Origin of the sequence: Hongsoonwoonella zoysiae (genome assembly GCF_013266695.1) — a bacterium.
GTDB lineage: Bacteria > Pseudomonadota > Alphaproteobacteria > Rhizobiales > Stappiaceae > Hongsoonwoonella > Hongsoonwoonella zoysiae.
In genome coordinates this window covers 1008508-1025332 of record NZ_JABRXF010000001.1, presented here as the reverse complement: position 1 = coordinate 1025332, position 16825 = coordinate 1008508, and the positions used below count along the sequence as shown (strand labels likewise).

Below are 16825 nucleotides of genomic sequence, written 5' to 3'. Positions count from 1 at the left end.
TATCAGTTCGCAGGGGTCGGTGACAGACTGCATTTCGAAAAACAGTCGTTCCCGGCCGGAACGAACAACAACAGGATAGAGGTCGGATATGCGCGATTTCCATGCCCCCGGACGTTCGGCGGTCTACGCGGCGAATGCAATGGCGGCGACATCGCATCCCTTGTCCACAACAGCGGCACTGGAGACACTTCAGGCCGGCGGCAACGCCGTCGATGCCGCCGTTGCCGCCGTAGCGGTGCAATGCGTGGTCGAACCGCAAATGACCGGCATCGGAGGCGATTGCTTCGCCATAATCGCCGAACCGGACGGAAAACTCCATGGCCTCAACGGCTCGGGACGCGCGCCGAAAGCCGCCAGTTCGAAAAAACTGATCGAGCTTGGCGAAACCGCGATCGAATTAACGTCTCCGCATGCCGTTACCGTGCCCGGCGCGGTGCGCGCGTGGGAAGCCATGCTTCAGCGCCATGGCACGAAGTCGCTCGGCGACGTTCTCGTCCGCGCGATTCAATATGCTCGTGAAGGATATGCCGTCACGCCTCGCGTTGCTTTCGACTGGTCGAAAAACGTCGAAAAACTCTCCGCCGACGAAGGCTCGAGAGCGGCTTATCTCATTGACAGAAAGCCCCCTCGCACCGGCGACGTCATGCGCCATCCGGCGCTTGCCGATACTCTGCAGCGCATCGCCGAGGAAGGCTCAAAAGCGTTTTATGAAGGCGCCGTCGCCGAGGATATCGTAGCGGCTCTGCGCGCCAAGGGCGGCCTGATGACCATGGAAGACATGGCGCAGATGCAGGTCGACGACATGACGCCGGTCACCCGTGACTATCGCGGCCTGACCATCGCGGAGCTGCCGCCCAACGGCCAGGGCTTCATTGCGCTCGTCATGTTGGGAATTCTCGAGAGGTTCGACCTTCAAAAGCTCGACCCCAACGGCGCGCAACGCTTTCACCTCGAGTTGGAAGCAGGCCGCATCGCCTACTCGCTGCGCGACCGCTTCCTTGCCGATCCTGATTTCATGCCCCACGATCCGGCGGAACTTCTGAGCGACGAACATATCGCCCGGCTTGCCGGGCTCATCGATCCCAACTCCAGGATCGCCGATCTTCCACCGAGTGTTCTCGGCCCGCGGTCCGATACCGTTTATCTGACGGTCGTCGATGAAAACGGGCTGGCGGTCTCGCTCATCAACTCCGTCTACAAGGATTTCGGATCGGCGATAACCGCGCCGAAGTCCGGCGTTCTTCTGCAAAACCGCGGCGCTTGCTTCCGTTTGGAGCCCGGCCACCCGAACACCATCGAAGGGGGCAAGCGTCCTCTGCATACGATTATCCCGGCGATGGTGATGGCGGAAGGCCGCCCCTATATTTCCTTTGGTGTCATGGGCGGCGGATACCAGCCCTGTGGCCATGCCCATGTACTGAACAACATCGTCGACTTCGGGATGGACGTTCAGGAGGCGATCGATGCGCCTCGCATGTTCTTCGATGAAAAGAGCTATGCGTTACACGCCGAACGGTATGTCCCAGAAGCAACATTGGAAGGGCTCAGCGCCCTCGGTCATACCGTCGAGCGTGTGTCGGGTGCAATTGGCGGCGCGCAGGCAATCCGCATCGACCGTGCCCGAGGCATTCTCGAAGGCGGGTCAGACCCTCGCAAGGACGGAATGGCCGCAGGCTATTGATATGGAGGCGGCACCCTAGTGGTTTGATTCCAACATTTGCATCTCCCTGCCGAAAGCTCGGTCGCAAATGTCGGAATCTTTAAAACCGCTAGCTTAACATCTGTATCTAGTGGATCTTTTTGATTTTGACATTTGATTGAGAGCCCAACTGCGAACGGGCATCAAATGTCAAAATCGATCCACTTGGGGCGCCGCAGCCATTTTTTAGGCCGAACGGGCGAGCACGCGCCCTGCCCGCATCCGGCGCGGGCTCGCTTCCGTTTCACGGTAAAGACGTACAGCGGCTTCAGGCTCCGATTTTCTGCGAAGCCGAACGTCCGGCCAGTCGTCCCGAACGGCGATAAGCTGGGTCAGGAATGCGGAATTAGGCCGGTATCGTTGGAAGGAAACCGGTGCATCGCCCGCAACCGGCTGGACGGGAGAGGCCGAAGCCGGAAGATTCTTGCGGACAGTGCCTTTTTCGGTCGCCCCCGTAGCTTCACCGCCGCCGGCATCGTCACGTCGGAATTCCTGTCTCGCGTTGGTGCGGATTACGGGATCGATACGCATTGTCGCCTCCGGAACCGTCCCAAATCGGGACGGATTTTCTTCCTTTGGCGTTCACAATGCGATTCCCGTGCCGAATTTTAAGATTTGATTAAGATTTTCAGGACGAACGGGTCAAAGGCGGGGATTACCATGGCCGAAGGCGATATCCCGGCGAGCACCGGCAATCGTGATGCTGAAGCCCGCCACCACATCTATGAGCGCAACAACCGTCAGAATGAAGAAGACCGAATGCGCGGCTTCCCGCACGGACAGGAATTCAACCAGATAGGCGACGAAAACCAGCACGGAAAGTATGTGGTCGACCATCGCGACTACCCCGGTCCGGGTCGCTTTCAGGATCTCGACGAAAAGCAGAACGAGCGCGGCGATTATCATCAGGTCGCCAACGATCAGCGTGAAGCGCGCACCTGAGACCAGCTCAGCGGTGAAGATCGGCGCAGTCCATGGATCTCCGGGAAAAGACCCGAGAACGCCGAACGCAATGATATTGTAAACGGCCAGCGGCACGAGTGTCAGTGGAACGGATACGATCATCGGCATGAAGCTCTCCGGCGGTGCACAGCGGTTCCATTTCTGGATTTATAGTCAATTTGCGAAATTGCCATGATGCGAGGCTTGCTTCTTCCGGGATCGAAAACACGAAAAGGCCGGCGCGGGGCCAGCCTCTCGTTATTTCGATCCGGCAACTGCCAGCACGCCGGAGCAAATCCTGGCCGCCAAATCCGATCCGGATTTGGCGGGACATGCTCTAGCGCGGCAACGCCTTGCTCGAAATCCTCTTCGCTCAGACGTCGTCCTTCGGCTGAAGGATCTGACGGCCCCGGTACATGCCGGTCTTGAGGTCGATGTGATGCGGACGGCGAAGTTCGCCCGAATCCTTGTCCTCAACATAGCTCGGCTGCTTCAGGGCGTCCGCGGAGCGACGAAAGCCGCGCTTCATACGCGACGTTTTTCTCTTCGGAACAGCCATTGTTATTCTCTCCGTCGTGCAACGTGTCCCTGACCCGGACCGGGACAACCCGGGGCGCAAGTACGTGCAGGGTGCAGGAATGGCGGGCGTTATACCGAACCTCGCCGCACTTTGCCATCCCCTTCATGGAAAATTCTTCGCATCTATTCCCGCACCCCGGAGAAGATACATTCCACATGCGGGCCGATGGCCCGCGCGCGCGCCTGATTTGTTCGCGCAAGGCGCCCATGTCCCGGCGAAGGCTTGGCCGGATTTCTGGTCAGCGGACTGGGAAGGGCGGTGGCAAGGCGCGCGGCCTCATTGGCCGAGAGCTTCGATGCAGGCTTGCCGAACCAGGCCTGTGCGGCGGCTTCGGCTCCGAATATACCCTCCCCCCATTCAGCGACATTCAGATAAAGCTCCAGGATGCGCCGTTTCGGCAGTATCGCATCGATCATCAGGGCAAGCGGCAGTTCGAGCCCCTTGCGGACATAGCTTCGGTCGCTCCAGAGGAAGAGGTTTTTGGCAAGCTGCATCGTGATCGTCGATGCGCCACGCGGGCTTTCGCCCTCGCCCAGAGCCTCGAACTGCGTACCGAGAGCCTGCCAATCCGCGCCGTTATGGGCGCAGAATTTCGCATCCTCGGAAGCAACGACGGAGCGGATCAGATGCGGCGAAATGCTTTCCAGCGGCACATAGATACGCTCGACCCACAAGAGGCTCGCGTAACGGGCAAGCATGAGCGTGCTGACCGGTGGCACGACGGCATATAAAATGGTGAGCGCAACGGGCAGAAGCAGGATGGTGACTGCCAGGCGAAAAAGCCATTTGCGAATGCGTGCGGAAGATGTTCGCGAGGTGGCTTTGGCGGCCTTTTTCACGGCGCATACTCCGGGCAAGGGACCGGGCGGCCACTTTTTCTCGCGGACATTCTCAAGACGTTCAGTTTCGCTTTTTCCAACGCTGTCAGATCCGCATCGATGCCTACGACCGCATATTCGCTTTTTGCATAGCGGCTGGCGAGTTGGCGCACAATCGCCATGGAAATGACGCCCGCGCCGTTTCCGATCCACGCAGGTCGAAGGATCAAGCGTTTTATCGCGATTAGTCCGTGGGGGGAGATTGTGCCGGAAGGGGCTGCGGCCTGAGGCGGCGAGCCCCCCGCTCCTTCGGCACGCCGGCCACGACCGGCTCATCTCCGACGTAGGTTCGCCGCACGATCGGGATTGCATCGCGCTCATTCGAAAGAATCAGTTGGAAGACCATATGCGTGTCGTTGAGAAAACTCAGTTCCGCGCCTATCAGGTATGTTTCCCACATCCGGCAGAAGCGCTCATCGTAGATCTGTCGCGCCTTTTCCCGGTTCTTCTCGAAGCGCCGGCGCCAGTGCCGCAGCGTATAGTAGTAGTGCAGCCTCAGGATCTCGACGTCGGACACCCATATGCCGAGCCGCTCCAACGCGGCGAAGGTTTCCGACAGCGCCGGGACATAACCTCCGGGGAAAATATATTTGCGTATGAAGGGACTGGTCGTTCCCGGGGGAGAACTGCGCCCGATGGAATGAATGACGGCATGCCCGCCGGGAGCGAGCACCTCCTTCACTTTCCTGAAGTATTCCTCAAGGTGGCCGATGCCGACATGCTCCATCATTCCGACGGATATCACCCTTTCGAACTGGCCCTCAAACTCCCGGTAATCCTTTAGAACGAAGTTCACACGTCCGTCGACGCCAGCGTCCCTCACGCGTTCTTCGGCAATCGCCACCTGCTCCGGAGAAACGTTGAGCGAGGTGACATGCGCGCCGGCCCTGGCCATCTCTATCGCGAGCGAGCCCCAACCGCCGCCGATTTCGAGCACTTTCATCCCCGGTTCGATCGCCATCTTGTCGACGAGGCGCGCCAGCTTCAACGCCTGCGCATCCTCCAGGCTGTCCTCCGGATCGTTGAAATAGGCGCAGGAATAATTAAGGCCGTCATCGAGGAACAGACGATAGAAATCCGTGTTCAGGTCGTAGTGATGACGCGCTTGCTTTTTTGCCCGGTCGACGTCGTTCTTCTGCTGATGGCGGCGAAAGACCATCCAGAGCCTGTGCAGCGCGGTCTGGATCGGGTGGCCGTACAGGCCATCCAGATTGACGGAATGCAGGTAAAGCAGGTCGTAAATGGTGGTCCCGTCTTCCAGCGTGAGCCGGTCGTCCATATAGGCTTCCGGAGCGTAGAGTTCGGGGTTGAGGAACAAGGTATAGGCAAGCTTCCGGTCGTGCAGCCGGACGGTTGCCGTCGGACCGTTTGTTCCCGGTCCGAACTCATGCAACTCGCCATCAGCATCGAATACTCTGAGCCGGCCGCGTTTCACGAAGCTGCGCAACAGGTTCGCCAATAACCACATGGTCGCGGAGTCCCCATTCGAGTTTCCGCTAAGATAGAGGCGAAATGATGCGTATGGCAACCTTAAGACGCTTATCGTAAAGGCAATTCGCCTTCCAGTACGATTCCCGAACCACAACCGGGCGGCGCTGTTGACGTCCGCGAAATTTCATATCACTGAGACAGCAATGACGATCCGCGATCCGGACGGTGAAAATTGACGATCGATCTCGAATCCCTCTTCGAAGCCACCGCAAGCACCATGAACAGGCGGCTGGATGCGGTACTTGACGCCCGGCCGCATGATGGCGAGCGTGAACGGCCCGCAAGGCTCGTCGAGGCGATGCGTCACGCGGCACTCGGCGGCGGCAAGCGGCTTCGCCCTCTCCTCATGATCGAGACGGCAAGAGCCTTCGGACGGTCCGACCACGGCGTGCTGACGGCAGCTGCCGCCCTTGAATGCGTCCATTGCTATTCTCTGGTGCATGATGACCTGCCGGCGATGGACGATGACGACATGCGGCGCGGCCGCCCGACCGTGCACAAGACCTTCGACGAGGCGACCGCGATCCTGGCCGGCGATGCCCTGCTGACCATCGCTTTCGACCTGATAGCGGATGAAGAAGTCCACGCCGATGCCGGCAAGCGGCTTGCGCTTTCGCGGGATCTCGCCCGCGCGGCGGGGCTTGGGGGCATGGCGGGGGGGCAGATGCTCGATCTGGAATCGGAAAATCGCGCGAGAAGCGAGGACGAGATCCGAACCTTGCAGTCAATGAAGACAGGAGCCCTGATCCGCTACGCAACGCGCGCAGGCGCAAGTCTCGCGGATGCCAGGCCGGATGATGTCGCCCGCATGACGCGTTTCGGCGAATTGATCGGTCTCGGATTTCAGCTTGCCGACGACCTTCTCGACGTTGAAGGCGATTCCGTGACGCTTGGCAAAACCGCCGGCAAGGATATTGCGGCGGGAAAGGCAACGCTCGTCGCCCTCAAAGGCGTCGACTGGACGCGCAACGCGCTTAAGGAACTTGTCAGCGAGGCGGATAGCCTTCTGTCTCCGCTCGGCGAGAAAGGCGCAAGGCTCTCGGCGGTTGCGCATTTTGTGGCGGAGCGCCGCGCCTGACGGGTTCAGACGCAGCGCCTTCACACTCTAATTCTTCCGGCTGACGAACCAGACATTGAGCGGGTCGTGATCGAAGACGTGCTTTTCGATCGACGCGAACCCGGCCTCTTCCAGCGTTCGTTTCGCCGTTTCCCAGCCCCACATCGTCCCGAGCCCTTCACCGCCCTGCCCAAGCGAGACAGGCATGCAATGGCAGCACGAGACGGTATAGAGAAACGCGGCCATTGGGAAATCGAGATTGTTCTCAAGTCTCGCCGAACCGGCGATGTCCTGCATCAGATAGATACCGCCGGGCTTGAGCGCATCATGGAGCGAACGGACAAGCGCGGCCGGGTCTTTCTGATCATGCACCGCATCGAAGCTGGCGATGAAATCGTAGCGCTCCTTTTCGTCATAGCTCGATAGATCCCGTTTCTCGAAATGAATGTTCTCAAGGCCTTTCGAACGCGCTTCCGTCTTGGCGAATGCGATCGCATCCCCGCACAGATCGTATCCGACGAACCGGCTTTCGGGATAGCGCCTTGCCAGTTCGATCAGGGCGAGGCCGCGTCCGCAGCCTGCGTCGAGAACGTCGATACCGTTGGCGAGGCGGCTTTTCAGATCCGGCGCCAACGTATCGAGAAGTCCATCGATCTGCGCGACGACCGTCTGCCCGCTGTCCTCGGCCATGAAGTCATGAAAGCACGGATAGTCGGAGTAGGACGTGCCTTCACCAGTTGCGAAGCAATCGATGATGCGTTCCTCCACTTGACCGAGCAGCGCGATCGTCTGGGCGTAGACGGCCAAGTTGCCAAGCTCCCCGGAGCGGGTGATCGAAGCCGCGCGGCTGGCGGGCAGGCGGTAGGTCTTCGATGCCGGCTCGTAGGAAACAACACCACCCGTCACCATGGCGGCAAGCCATTCCCGGACGTAGCGTTCATTGAGGCTGGCGGCATCGGCGATCTCGGTGCTCGTTGAGGCAGGCAGCCCGGCAAGCGTGTCGAAAAGGCGGGTTTTGTGGCCGATGGAGATCATGACGGCCAGCGCGCCGTGGTTCAGAATCTCGCCGATACGATCCGCAAAGGCTTCTGCGGCAACGGTTTCTTTCGGCTCGAATTGGTCCAGTGCAAGTGACATGGCGGGTCTCCGTTCGTCGTTGTCGAATGCGGACGGACCTTGCTTGCAAACGCCATGGCGGTTGAGTGCCGATCGGGACATAATCGGGCCGATCGTGCCAATCGGGAGGATGAATCCGGTGCAGCGCATTGCTCGAACGCCCGTGTCGGTCTGCCTTATCGCCCTGCCGGAAACGACCCCGGCGGCCCTGTTTTCGCTGTTCGAGGTGCTGTCGTCGGTCGGTCTTGCATGGCCGGCGGTAACCGGCGAAGGCGAACCTCACCCCGGCTTTGGCGTCCGAATCGTCGCGCAGACGGGCGGTGTGGTTAAATCCGGAATGGGTATTCCCATTTCCCCGCATGCCGCTTTCGACGACATAGAAAGCTCCGATATCCTCATTGCCACCGACCTTGATATCGTCTCGGGAATGGACCCTCGGGGGCGCTGGCCGGAGGCCGTCGCCTTCATCCGCCGCATGCACGAAGGCGGCGCACTCGTCTCATCGGTGTGCACCGGCTCGCTCCTGCTCGCCGAGGCAGGGCTGCTGGACGGACACGAAGCGACAACGCATTGGGCGGCGGCGGGCATGATGGAGACTTGCTACCCGAACGTCTGTCTGCGGCCCGAACGCATACTCGTTCACTCAGGCGAAGCGCATGGCGTGGTGACGAGCGGCGGCGCATCGTCCTGGATCGACCTCGCGCTTTATCTCATCGCACGCTATTGCGGGCGGGAAGAGGCGATCAGGACGGCGAAAATCTTCCTTCTCGGCGATCATTCGGAAGGCCAGCTTCCTTATTCCGCTTTCATCCGCCCGCGCGCGGACGGGGATGCCGTCGTCACCGAGGCGCAGGGCTGGCTGGCCGACAATTATCAAAAGCCTCACCCGGTCGCCGAGATGGTTCGCCGTTCGGGCCTTGCCGAACGCACCTTCAAGCGGCGCTTCAAGCAGGTAACCGGTTATTCTCCCGTCGACTACGTTCAAACACTGAGGATCGAGGAAGCCAAGCAGATGCTGGAGACGGGCGACCTGCCGGCGGATGCGATCGCCTATGAGGTCGGCTACGAGGACCCCGCCTTCTTCCGGAAGCTCTTCAAACGCATGACGGGCGTCACGCCTTCACGATACCGCCGTCGCTACCAGACGATCGTCCAGCGCCTGGACGCTGCGGAATGATCGCGGATTAGCCGATACCGTTCAAAAAGGCGGTCATGTGGAACTTCGCCTGACCCGGCGATTGAAGGAATTCCCGACCGAACGGGCAGGCGCGCCGGGCGAGGCAACCGGAAAAGCAATCGGCTTCCGGGTTTCTTGCCAGATGATCCCGGCAACGGGGCACGTCATAACCCGCTTCAGCCGACAGCGCCCCGGCTGGGCAGGCGGAAAGGCAGGGCTTGTCCCGGCATGTTTCGCAAGGGCCGGGTTTTCCGTTCAACTCGAATGTCCCGAAAACCTCCGGCGACAGGAATGCGGCGCGAAACCCCGCCCAGGGGCCATAGGTCTCATGCGCCAGAACACCCATCGGCGATGGGGAGAAGCCACCGGCCTTCATCGCCCATTGCTGGAACGGGTGCCACGGCGGGCCGTCGAAAGGAAAGACGACGCCGAAGCCAAAGTCCCCGGCGATCTTGCGCAGAACCCTTGCGGTATACCGGTCGAGAGGATCGGGCACGCCGTCAGATGCTTCGGGCGATTTTTCAAAAAGCTGGAAGAGCGCCGGTCCGGCGCTGCCGATCAGGAGCAGGGTTCGCGTCGGCATTCCGCCTGCCGCATCCGGCACGCCATCTTCAGGCTGCGGATGAAACCCGCCGAGCCCGAGAAAACCCGCGCGAGCAAGGGCTTTTGAAAGCGCCGTCGCCCGCGCGATATCCATGACGCTTCAGCCGCGCTTGTCGCGCTTGGCGAGCGTGCGCAAGCGCAGGGCGTTCAGGCGGATGAAACCAGCGGCGTCCTTCTGGTCGTAGGCGCCGTGGTCGTCCTCGAAAGTGACGAGCTCTTCCGAATAGAGCGAATAGGGCGACTGGCGCCCGACGACGATGACATTGCCCTTGTAGAGCTTCAGGCGCACCTCGCCGGTCACCTTTTCCTGGCTCTTGTCGATCGCCGCCTGCAGCATCTCGCGCTCCGGCGAGAACCAGAAGCCGTTGTAAATCAGCTCCGCGTAACGCGGCATCAGCTCGTCCTTGAGGTGGGCCGCACCCCGGTCGAGCGTGATCGATTCCATGGCGCGATGCGCATCGAGCAGGATCGTGCCGCCGGGCGTTTCGTAAACGCCGCGCGACTTCATGCCGACGAAGCGGTTTTCGACGAGGTCGAGCCGGCCGATGCCGTTGTCGCGGCCATAGTCGTTGAGCTTCGCGAAGAGCGTTGCCGGAGACAGCTTCTCGCCGTTGAGCGAAACCGCGTCACCCTTTTCAAAGCCGATGGTGATTTCCGTCGGTTGGTCGGGCGCCTCCATCGGATCGATCGTGCGCTGGAAGACGTAATGGGGCGGCTCTTCCCAGGGGTCTTCAAGCACTTTGCCCTCGGACGAGGAGTGCAGCATGTTGGCATCGACGGAGAACGGCGCTTCGCCGCGCTTGTCCTTCGGCACCGGGATCTGGTGCTTTTCGGCGAAGTCGATCAGGTCGGTCCGCGACTTGAAGGTCCAGTCGCGCCAGGGCGCGATCACCTTGATGTCGGGATCGAGCGCATAGGCAGACAGTTCGAAGCGCACCTGATCGTTGCCCTTGCCGGTCGCGCCATGGGCGATGGCATCGGCCCCGGTTTCATGGGCGATCTCGATCAGCCGCTTGGAAATCAGCGGACGGGCGATGGACGTGCCGAGCAGGTAGACGCCTTCATAGACGGCATTGGCGCGGAACATCGGGAAGACGAAATCGCGGATGAATTCCTCGCGCAGGTCGTCGATGTAGATTTCCTTGATGCCGAGCATCTCCGCCTTCTTGCGGGCGGGCTCCAGCTCCTCGCCCTGGCCGAGATCGGCGGTGAAGGTCACGACCTCGCAACCGTATTCCGTCTGCAGCCACTTGAGAATGATGGAGGTATCGAGGCCGCCCGAGTAGGCGAGCACGACCTTCTTGATGTCACCTTGCGCCATTTGCCTTCGTCCGATCGCGTGCGTTTGTGTTTCTTGAGCCGGTTTTGCGGAATTCGGCGCAATCTAGCGGGACGTGGCGGCAACGCAAGTGTGCAGTTCGGCGAAATCGCCGTGCGTGGCGTTTAGAGCGCGTCTTGTTTAATCGGACTCACCGGACGCGCTCCATCTATTTGATAGTTCGCATGTCCTTGTCCCGAAACCGGTTCCCACTTTTGGGGGACATGCTCTAATGGAAGTTGCGCCCCTTGGGCATGGCGGCGCGCGCACCGCGCAATCCTTCCACGTCGGCTGCGATTTCCGGCACGTCCTGCATGAGTTTCACAAGCGTTGCGGCGGGGCGCACCTTGTGGCGCTGCTCGGGAACGGGGTGCTTCACCTCATCGGCCCGGGCAAGGCCTTCGTCGCAAAGCGCATCTTCCGAGAGGGCCGAAAGCAGGGGTGTCGCATCCTCCAGCCGGTTGGCGATCACGTGGATCACGCCCTGATCCGACTGCACCTTGCCGGAAACCCTGATGAACCGCGCGCCGAGAACGACGGCGCGGAACCGCTCGAACACCTTCGGCCAGACGACCACATTGGCAATTCCCGTCTCGTCCTCGATGGTCATGAAGATGACGCCGCTTGCCGTGCCCGGGCGCTGGCGCACCAGCACCAGGCCGGCAACGCTCGTCCAGTGGTTGTTGCGCATGGTCCGCAAGCCTTCGCAGCGCAGAACCCGCATGGCATCCAGCTTCGGGCGCACGAAGGACGCCGGATGCGCCTTCAGCGACAGCGTCAGCGTGCGGTAGTCGGCCACGACATGCTCGCCCGGCGGCATCGGCGGCAGATCGGCATCGGGCTCCTTGCGCAAATCGCCAAGAGCCGCCTTGTCGAACAGCGGCAGGCGCTGCAGGGTGCTGCCTTCCTCAAGCCCCTGCGCCGCCCAAAGTGCAGCCCGCCGGTCCAGCCCGAGAGAGCGAAAGGCGTCCGCCTCCGCCAGCCGCTCGATAACGGAGCGCGACAGGTTCGAGCGCAGCCAGAGATCGCGCACGGAATCGTAACCGCGCCCGCGATTTTCCACGAGGCGGCGCATATCCTCCTGTCTGAGGCCTTTCACCTGCCGGAAGCCGAGGCGCACCGCCTTGTCGCTTTTCACCGTGGCACGCATTTCGGCATGAACGGGATGCAGGCGCCCGGCCGCGCGCACGCCCGGCTCAAGCGTCGCGTCCCAGTCCGACAGGTTGATGTCGACCTCGCGCACCTCCACGCCATGCTCGCGGGCATCGCGCACAAGCTGCGCCGGAGCGTAGAAGCCGAGCGGCTGCGCGTTCAAAAGCCCGGCCAGGAAGACATCCGGATAGCGCGCCTTTATCCAGGCCGAGGCATAGACGAGCAGCGCGAAGCTTGCCGCGTGGCTTTCGGGAAAGCCGTATTCGCCGAAACCCTCGATCTGGCGGAAGCAGCGCTCGGCGAAATCGCGCTCATATCCGTTGGCGATCATGCCCTCGATCATCTTCGTCTGGAAGGTGCCGATGGTGCCGACCCGCTTGAAGGTCGCCATGGCCCGGCGCAGGCGGTCGGCCTCGCCCGGCGTGAAGCCCGCCGCGACGATGGCAATCTTCATGGCCTGTTCCTGGAAAAGCGGCACCCCCTTGGTCTTGCCGAGAACCTCCTCCAGTTCCTTTTTCGGGTAGGTGACCTTTTCCAGCCCCTGCCGGCGGCGCAGATAAGGGTGCACCATGTCGCCCTGGATCGGGCCGGGACGCACGATCGCCACCTCGATGACGAGATCGTAGAAATTGCGCGGTTTCAAGCGCGGCAGCATGGTCATCTGCGCCCGGCTTTCCACCTGGAAAACGCCGACGGAATCCGCCCGGCACAGCATGTCGTAGACTTGCCCCTCCTCCGGCGGGATCGTGGCGACGGAATAATCCTCGCCGTAGTGATCCCGTAAAAGATCGAGCGCTTTTCTCACCGCCGTCAGCATGCCGAGAGCCAGCACGTCGATCTTCAGCATGCCGAGCGATTCAAGGTCGTCCTTGTCCCATTCGATGTTGGTGCGGTCCTCCATCGCGGCATTCATCACCGGCACGACCTCATCAAGCCGCCCGCGTGTGATGACGAAGCCGCCGACGTGCTGCGAAAGATGCCTTGGAAAGCCGATGATTTCCTTCGAAAGCCTAGCCACGCTGGCAAGGCGCGCATCGGCCGGATCGAGGCCGGCTTCCTTCAGTTCCTTTTCCGCGACGCCGCCCGACGACCAGCCCCAGATCGTGCCGGAGATGCGCGAGAGCACATCCTCGCTCAGGCCGAACACCTTGCCGACCTCGCGCACGGCGGAGCGCGAGCGATAGGTGATCACGGTGGCGGCGAGACCCGCGCGCTCGCGCCCGTATTTTTCGTAGATGTACTGGATCACCTCCTCGCGCCGCTCATGCTCGAAATCGACGTCGATATCCGGCGGCTCGCGCCGCTCCGGCGAGATGAAACGCTCGAAAAGAAGGTCTGCGCGCTCCGGGTCGACCTCGGTGATGCCGAGGCAGAAGCAGACGACCGAATTCGCCGCCGAGCCGCGCCCCTGGCAAAGGATGCCGCGCGAGCGTGCGAAGCAGACGATGTCATGGACGGTCAGGAAATAGGGCGCGTATTCAAGCTCCGCGACGAGCTTGAGCTCGTGGTCGATGGCGCGCGAAACCTTTTCCGGCACGCCGCCGGGATAGCGGCGCCTCGCCCCTTCGCGCGCAAGACGCTCAAGCTCGGCCTGCGGATCGACCCGCCCGCCCCAGGATTCGTCCGGGTATTCGTACCTGAGCTCGTCGAGGGAGAAATCGACCTCCCGCATGACCCGCATGGTTTCGGCGACAGCGCGCGGCGCCTCGCGGAAGAGGCGAAGCATTTCCGCCTCGCCCTTCAGATGGCGCTCGGCATTCGCCTGGAGTTTTCGCCCCGCAGTTTCCAGCGTTTCATGCAGGCGGATGCAGGTGATGACATCCTGCAAGGGGCGACGCCCGGGCACATGGTAGAGCACATCGTTGGTCGCCATGAGCGGCACCCCGCCCGCCCCGGCGATCTTCCCAAGACGCGCAAGCCGCCTTTGGTCGAAAGCGCCGTAACCCAGATGAACGGCAAGCCGCACGGCCTTGCCGAAGCGCTCCGTCAGCCTTCCGAGCAGGGCCGGCAGGGCCGCGTCTTCTTCCGGGACTGGCAGGGGCGCAAGGACCATCCCCTCGCCCCAGGCAAGAAGATCGTCGAGCGCAAGATGGCACTCGCCCTTGGGCGCGCGCCGGTTGCCGACGGTGAGAAGCCGGGTCAGGCGCCCGTAGGCCTCGCGGTCGCACGGCCAGGCGAGAATACCGGGCGTTCCATCGACGAAAGACAGCCTGCAGCCGACGACGAAGGCAAGGCCCGCTTCCTTCGCCGCCATATGCGCGCGCACCACGCCGGCAAGCGAATTGCGGTCGCAAATGCCGATCCCGGCAAGCCCCAGTTCGGCGGCGCGCGACACCATCTCCTCCGGGTGCGAGGCCCCGCGCAGGAAGGAGAAATTCGTCGCAGCGCAAAGTTCCGCGTAAGCCATGGCGCTCACCCGAACAGCCCTTGCAGATACCAGCGCGGCGCCTCCGTTTCCCGCTCGTAAAGCCCCTCGCGGTAAAGCCAGAAGTGCCGCCCGGCCTCATCCTCGACGCGGAAATAATCCCGCGTGAAGAGGCTGTCCCCGCCGTGCCCGCCCGGCCACCACGGCGGGGCGATGCGCTCCGGCCCCTCGGATGCCGCAACCTCGTAAAGCGCCTTGCGCCAGCGAAACCTTAAAGGAGGGCCTTCCGGCACCATGGCGATCGCCTCGACCGGCTCCGGCGGATCGATGAGCCTCAAGGGGCGGACAAGCGGCATATCCTCGCCGTCGGGCGCCTCGCCCGACCAGACGAGCACATCGTCACGCACCGTCGCGGCGGGCACGAGCGCCTGACGCGCTTCCGGCAGATGCCGGTCGCAAGGCAGGAAGCGGGCGACGCGCGCGAGGCCGAGCCTTGCCCCCAGCCTGTCGACAAGATCGGCGAGATCGTCTTCAAGAGCATCTCCCCCGGCCATATCGGCCTGGGACGGATCCTCGCGCTGCGCCTCGATCACGCCGAGGCGGATGAGATCGAAACCGAAGCCGGCGTCAAGCTCGTCGCCGAGATTGCCGAGCTTTTCGCTGAAAAGCGAAAGCACGCGCTCAGGCGTGCGCAACGGCCGGCTGGTCCCCACCATGACGCGGCTGACCACCCCGTCGACGCGGAAAAGCGCAAGCTCGAAGGCCCGTCCGCCCTCACCGCGCCGCTCCAGCGCACCCGCCAACTGCCGGGCAAGGGAAAGGAGGACGCCCTTCACATCTTCAGTGCGCGAAACAGGTTCGAAGAAACGCCGCTCGGCGGCAAGCGCAGGTGCGGCCAGACGCGGGGAGATCGGCTCATCCTCACCCCCCAGCGCCTGGTCGAGACGGCGGATGAGGCCGGTGCCGAACCGCGCAGCGAGCGGCGCGCGGGGGCGGCCCAGAACGTCTTCCACGCGCTTCAGCCCGACCCGCTCCAGCCGGGCGCCCGCATCCTCTTCCAGGCGCAGGGCGGCGAGCGGCAGAGGGGCTATCGCCTCGCGCGCGCCACCCGGCGGAACAATCGTGACAGGAGCGCCCGCTCCATTCACGGGGAAACGGGCAACGGCCCATGCCGCACCGACCGTGTCGGCGATGCCGATACGCACCGAGAACCCCTGGGTACCGAGGCGCGAGGTGCAGTCGGCGGCAAGCGCCGCTTCGCCGTCTTCGCCGTCCTTTGCGAAAAGATGCGCACAGCCGGTGATGTCGAGCAAAAGACCGTCCGCCCCGTCAAGCGCAACGAGCGGCGTATAACGGTCGCACCAGTCGGCAAGGGCGGCGAGAAGAGCGGCATCCGCAGCCTCGTCCGCCTCCTCGACAAAAAGGGAAGGAATGCGCGCGCGCGCATCGGCCAGCGCCTCGCCCTTTCTCAGGCCAAGCTTCACGGCAGCCGCGTTCAGGGCGTAAATGCGCTCGGCATTGCGGATACGGCCGGAGATCGCGCGTGGGCGCGCCTCGGCATCAACCGAGTTCCTGTCATGGAAACGATCTGGCGAACGCCACGACCTGCCCGCCTGCCGGCGCTCCAACCGGTCGGTCGGGAGTGTCGGAAACCAGAGGCTCAAGATCCGCTGGCGTGACGAAGCTGCGGCGCGCATGATCCCACTCCAACTCCACCTCGCCGGGCCGCCCGTCCCGGTTCTTGGCAACCAGCACACGCCAGCCCGGCCGTGCGACCGGCCGCGCGCGGCCCGCACCTGCCACGCGGGGACGAATGCGCGGCGAAACACACAGGCGGGTCGTTGCCGCCGTCGGGTCTCCGGGGCTTGCATGACGCAGCAGGAACACCGTCGTCCCGCTCGACTGCGCCTTCAGCGCAAGCCTTCGCGTCGCCGTAAGGTCGAGCGCTTTCGGCGCGCCATGCACCTCTCCGGCAACGGCGAGGATTGCCCGCGACCTCGCCCCCTCCTCCAGTGCCCAGAGCGCATCCTCGACCCGCCTTGGCGTCACCAGCAGGATGCGCGCCGGATCGAGGCCGAATTCGGCAAGCCCGGCGGCAAACGGCGTGCCGGCCTCGCGCATCGCCTGCGGATCGGCGACCCAAAGCAGATCGCCCTCCCGCTCCCGCGACAACAGGCTCAGGAGGCCCGCGGCAAAGCCGGAAAGCGCGCCCGCCGTCCGGGTCTCGGCAGCCGTTATCTCATGCAGCGTCCCGCGGCAGAGCCCCGGCTGCGCGAACAGGCGGTCGAAACCATCCACCCCTGTGGGAAGACGTGCCGGCCCCTGCGTCATTGCGGCGTCGGCAGGGGCCGGCGCGAACTGCGCCTTGAGGGCGGGGCGACCCTCGATCGCCGCGATGCGGCGGCGCAGTTCGGCAATATCCGTCCGTTCCGGGATGGGCATGTCCA

The 16825-nt window shown here is 62.9% G+C and carries 15 protein-coding genes; 3 read left to right on the top strand and 12 right to left on the bottom strand.

Annotated features, from left to right (window positions below; genetic code table 11):
- Nucleotides 1-88: 88 nt before the first annotated feature.
- Nucleotides 89-1681 carry a gamma-glutamyltransferase gene (ggt, locus tag HPQ64_RS04735; protein ID WP_172887195.1) on the top strand — a complete coding sequence of 531 codons (1593 nt, stop codon included), beginning with the start codon at nucleotides 89-91 and terminating at the stop codon, nucleotides 1679-1681.
- Between the two features lie 204 nt (nucleotides 1682-1885).
- Here the strand turns inward: ggt and HPQ64_RS04730 are convergent, their stop codons facing one another.
- The 6 genes from HPQ64_RS04730 to HPQ64_RS04710 form a co-directional block, all read right to left on the bottom strand.
- Nucleotides 1886-2230 (bottom strand): hypothetical protein, encoded by a 345-nt coding sequence (locus tag HPQ64_RS04730; RefSeq protein ID WP_172887194.1) that lies wholly within the window; start codon nucleotides 2228-2230, stop codon nucleotides 1886-1888.
- A gap of 111 nt (nucleotides 2231-2341) precedes the next feature.
- Nucleotides 2342-2770 (bottom strand): hypothetical protein, encoded by a 429-nt coding sequence (locus tag HPQ64_RS04725; RefSeq protein WP_172887193.1) that lies wholly within the window; start codon nucleotides 2768-2770, stop codon nucleotides 2342-2344.
- Between the two features lie 244 nt (nucleotides 2771-3014).
- Nucleotides 3015-3200, bottom strand: a complete 186-nt coding sequence (gene rpmF / locus HPQ64_RS04720) for a 50S ribosomal protein L32 (protein ID WP_172887192.1) — start codon at nucleotides 3198-3200, stop codon at nucleotides 3015-3017.
- Between the two features lie 143 nt (nucleotides 3201-3343).
- Nucleotides 3344-4060, bottom strand: a complete 717-nt coding sequence (gene mtgA / locus HPQ64_RS20345; RefSeq protein WP_343035917.1) for a monofunctional biosynthetic peptidoglycan transglycosylase — start codon at nucleotides 4058-4060, stop codon at nucleotides 3344-3346.
- Nucleotides 4057-4221: a hypothetical protein gene (locus HPQ64_RS20340; RefSeq protein ID WP_246270294.1), complete on the bottom strand. Its 165-nt coding sequence runs from the start codon at nucleotides 4219-4221 to the stop codon at nucleotides 4057-4059. The genes mtgA and HPQ64_RS20340 overlap by 4 nt, the downstream gene beginning before the upstream one ends.
- 62 nt (nucleotides 4222-4283) lie before the next feature.
- Complete coding sequence (locus tag HPQ64_RS04710) at nucleotides 4284-5567, bottom strand: SAM-dependent methyltransferase (RefSeq protein ID WP_172887190.1); 1284 nt, start codon at nucleotides 5565-5567, stop codon at nucleotides 4284-4286.
- 240 nt (nucleotides 5568-5807) lie between these two features.
- On the opposite strand from HPQ64_RS04710, the gene HPQ64_RS04705 reads away from it, so the two are divergent.
- Entirely contained in the window at nucleotides 5808-6668 is an 861-nt protein-coding gene (locus HPQ64_RS04705; protein ID WP_172888510.1) for a polyprenyl synthetase family protein, read from the top strand.
- A 27-nt stretch (nucleotides 6669-6695) separates the two neighbouring features.
- On the opposite strand, the gene HPQ64_RS04700 is transcribed toward HPQ64_RS04705, so the two are convergent.
- Complete coding sequence (locus HPQ64_RS04700) at nucleotides 6696-7784, bottom strand: class I SAM-dependent methyltransferase (RefSeq protein ID WP_172887189.1); 1089 nt, start codon at nucleotides 7782-7784, stop codon at nucleotides 6696-6698.
- A gap of 118 nt (nucleotides 7785-7902) precedes the next feature.
- Here HPQ64_RS04700 and HPQ64_RS04695 point away from each other — a divergent pair, with 118 nt between their 5' ends.
- Nucleotides 7903-8940, top strand: coding sequence for a GlxA family transcriptional regulator (locus HPQ64_RS04695; RefSeq protein ID WP_425483793.1), 1038 nt, complete (start codon nucleotides 7903-7905; stop codon nucleotides 8938-8940).
- Between the two features lie 7 nt (nucleotides 8941-8947).
- Here HPQ64_RS04695 and HPQ64_RS04690 read toward each other — a convergent pair whose 3' ends face one another.
- From HPQ64_RS04690 to HPQ64_RS20335, 5 genes are all read right to left on the bottom strand, one after another.
- Nucleotides 8948-9637 (bottom strand): hypothetical protein, encoded by a 690-nt coding sequence (locus tag HPQ64_RS04690; protein WP_172887187.1) that lies wholly within the window; start codon nucleotides 9635-9637, stop codon nucleotides 8948-8950.
- A 6-nt stretch (nucleotides 9638-9643) separates the two neighbouring features.
- A complete protein-coding gene (locus HPQ64_RS04685; protein ID WP_172887186.1) occupies nucleotides 9644-10864 on the bottom strand; it encodes an argininosuccinate synthase in 1221 nt (406 codons plus the stop codon).
- Nucleotides 10865-11090: 226 nt separating this feature from the next.
- Nucleotides 11091-14420 carry an error-prone DNA polymerase gene (locus HPQ64_RS04680; RefSeq protein WP_172887185.1) on the bottom strand — a complete coding sequence of 1110 codons (3330 nt, stop codon included), beginning with the start codon at nucleotides 14418-14420 and terminating at the stop codon, nucleotides 11091-11093.
- A 5-nt stretch (nucleotides 14421-14425) separates the two neighbouring features.
- Nucleotides 14426-16006 (bottom strand): Y-family DNA polymerase, encoded by a 1581-nt coding sequence (locus tag HPQ64_RS04675; protein ID WP_246270531.1) that lies wholly within the window; start codon nucleotides 16004-16006, stop codon nucleotides 14426-14428.
- On the bottom strand, nucleotides 15954-16820 hold the full coding sequence (locus HPQ64_RS20335) for an ImuA family protein (protein ID WP_246270292.1): 867 nt from the start codon (nucleotides 16818-16820) through the stop codon (nucleotides 15954-15956). The genes HPQ64_RS04675 and HPQ64_RS20335 overlap by 53 nt, the downstream gene beginning before the upstream one ends.
- Between the last annotated feature and the right edge of the window lie 5 nt (nucleotides 16821-16825).

Bases quoted from the DNA above. Each gene is read 5' to 3' on its own strand.
- ggt (WP_172887195.1), top strand. From the start codon at position 89: ATGCGCGATTTCCATGCCCCCGGACGTTCGGCGGTCTACGCGGCGAAT.
- HPQ64_RS04730 (WP_172887194.1), bottom strand. From the start codon at position 2,230: ATGCGTATCGATCCCGTAATCCGCACCAACGCGAGACAGGAATTCCGA.
- HPQ64_RS04725 (WP_172887193.1), bottom strand. From the start codon at position 2,770: ATGCCGATGATCGTATCCGTTCCACTGACACTCGTGCCGCTGGCCGTT.
- rpmF (WP_172887192.1), bottom strand. From the start codon at position 3,200: ATGGCTGTTCCGAAGAGAAAAACGTCGCGTATGAAGCGCGGCTTTCGT.
- HPQ64_RS20340 (WP_246270294.1), bottom strand. From the start codon at position 4,221: ATGGCGATTGTGCGCCAACTCGCCAGCCGCTATGCAAAAAGCGAATAT.
- HPQ64_RS04710 (WP_172887190.1), bottom strand. From the start codon at position 5,567: ATGTGGTTATTGGCGAACCTGTTGCGCAGCTTCGTGAAACGCGGCCGG.
- HPQ64_RS04705 (WP_172888510.1), top strand. From the start codon at position 5,808: ATGAACAGGCGGCTGGATGCGGTACTTGACGCCCGGCCGCATGATGGC.
- HPQ64_RS04700 (WP_172887189.1), bottom strand. From the start codon at position 7,784: ATGTCACTTGCACTGGACCAATTCGAGCCGAAAGAAACCGTTGCCGCA.
- HPQ64_RS04690 (WP_172887187.1), bottom strand. From the start codon at position 9,637: ATGGATATCGCGCGGGCGACGGCGCTTTCAAAAGCCCTTGCTCGCGCG.
- HPQ64_RS04685 (WP_172887186.1), bottom strand. From the start codon at position 10,864: ATGGCGCAAGGTGACATCAAGAAGGTCGTGCTCGCCTACTCGGGCGGC.
- HPQ64_RS04680 (WP_172887185.1), bottom strand. From the start codon at position 14,420: ATGGCTTACGCGGAACTTTGCGCTGCGACGAATTTCTCCTTCCTGCGC.
- HPQ64_RS20335 (WP_246270292.1), bottom strand. From the start codon at position 16,820: ATGCCCATCCCGGAACGGACGGATATTGCCGAACTGCGCCGCCGCATC.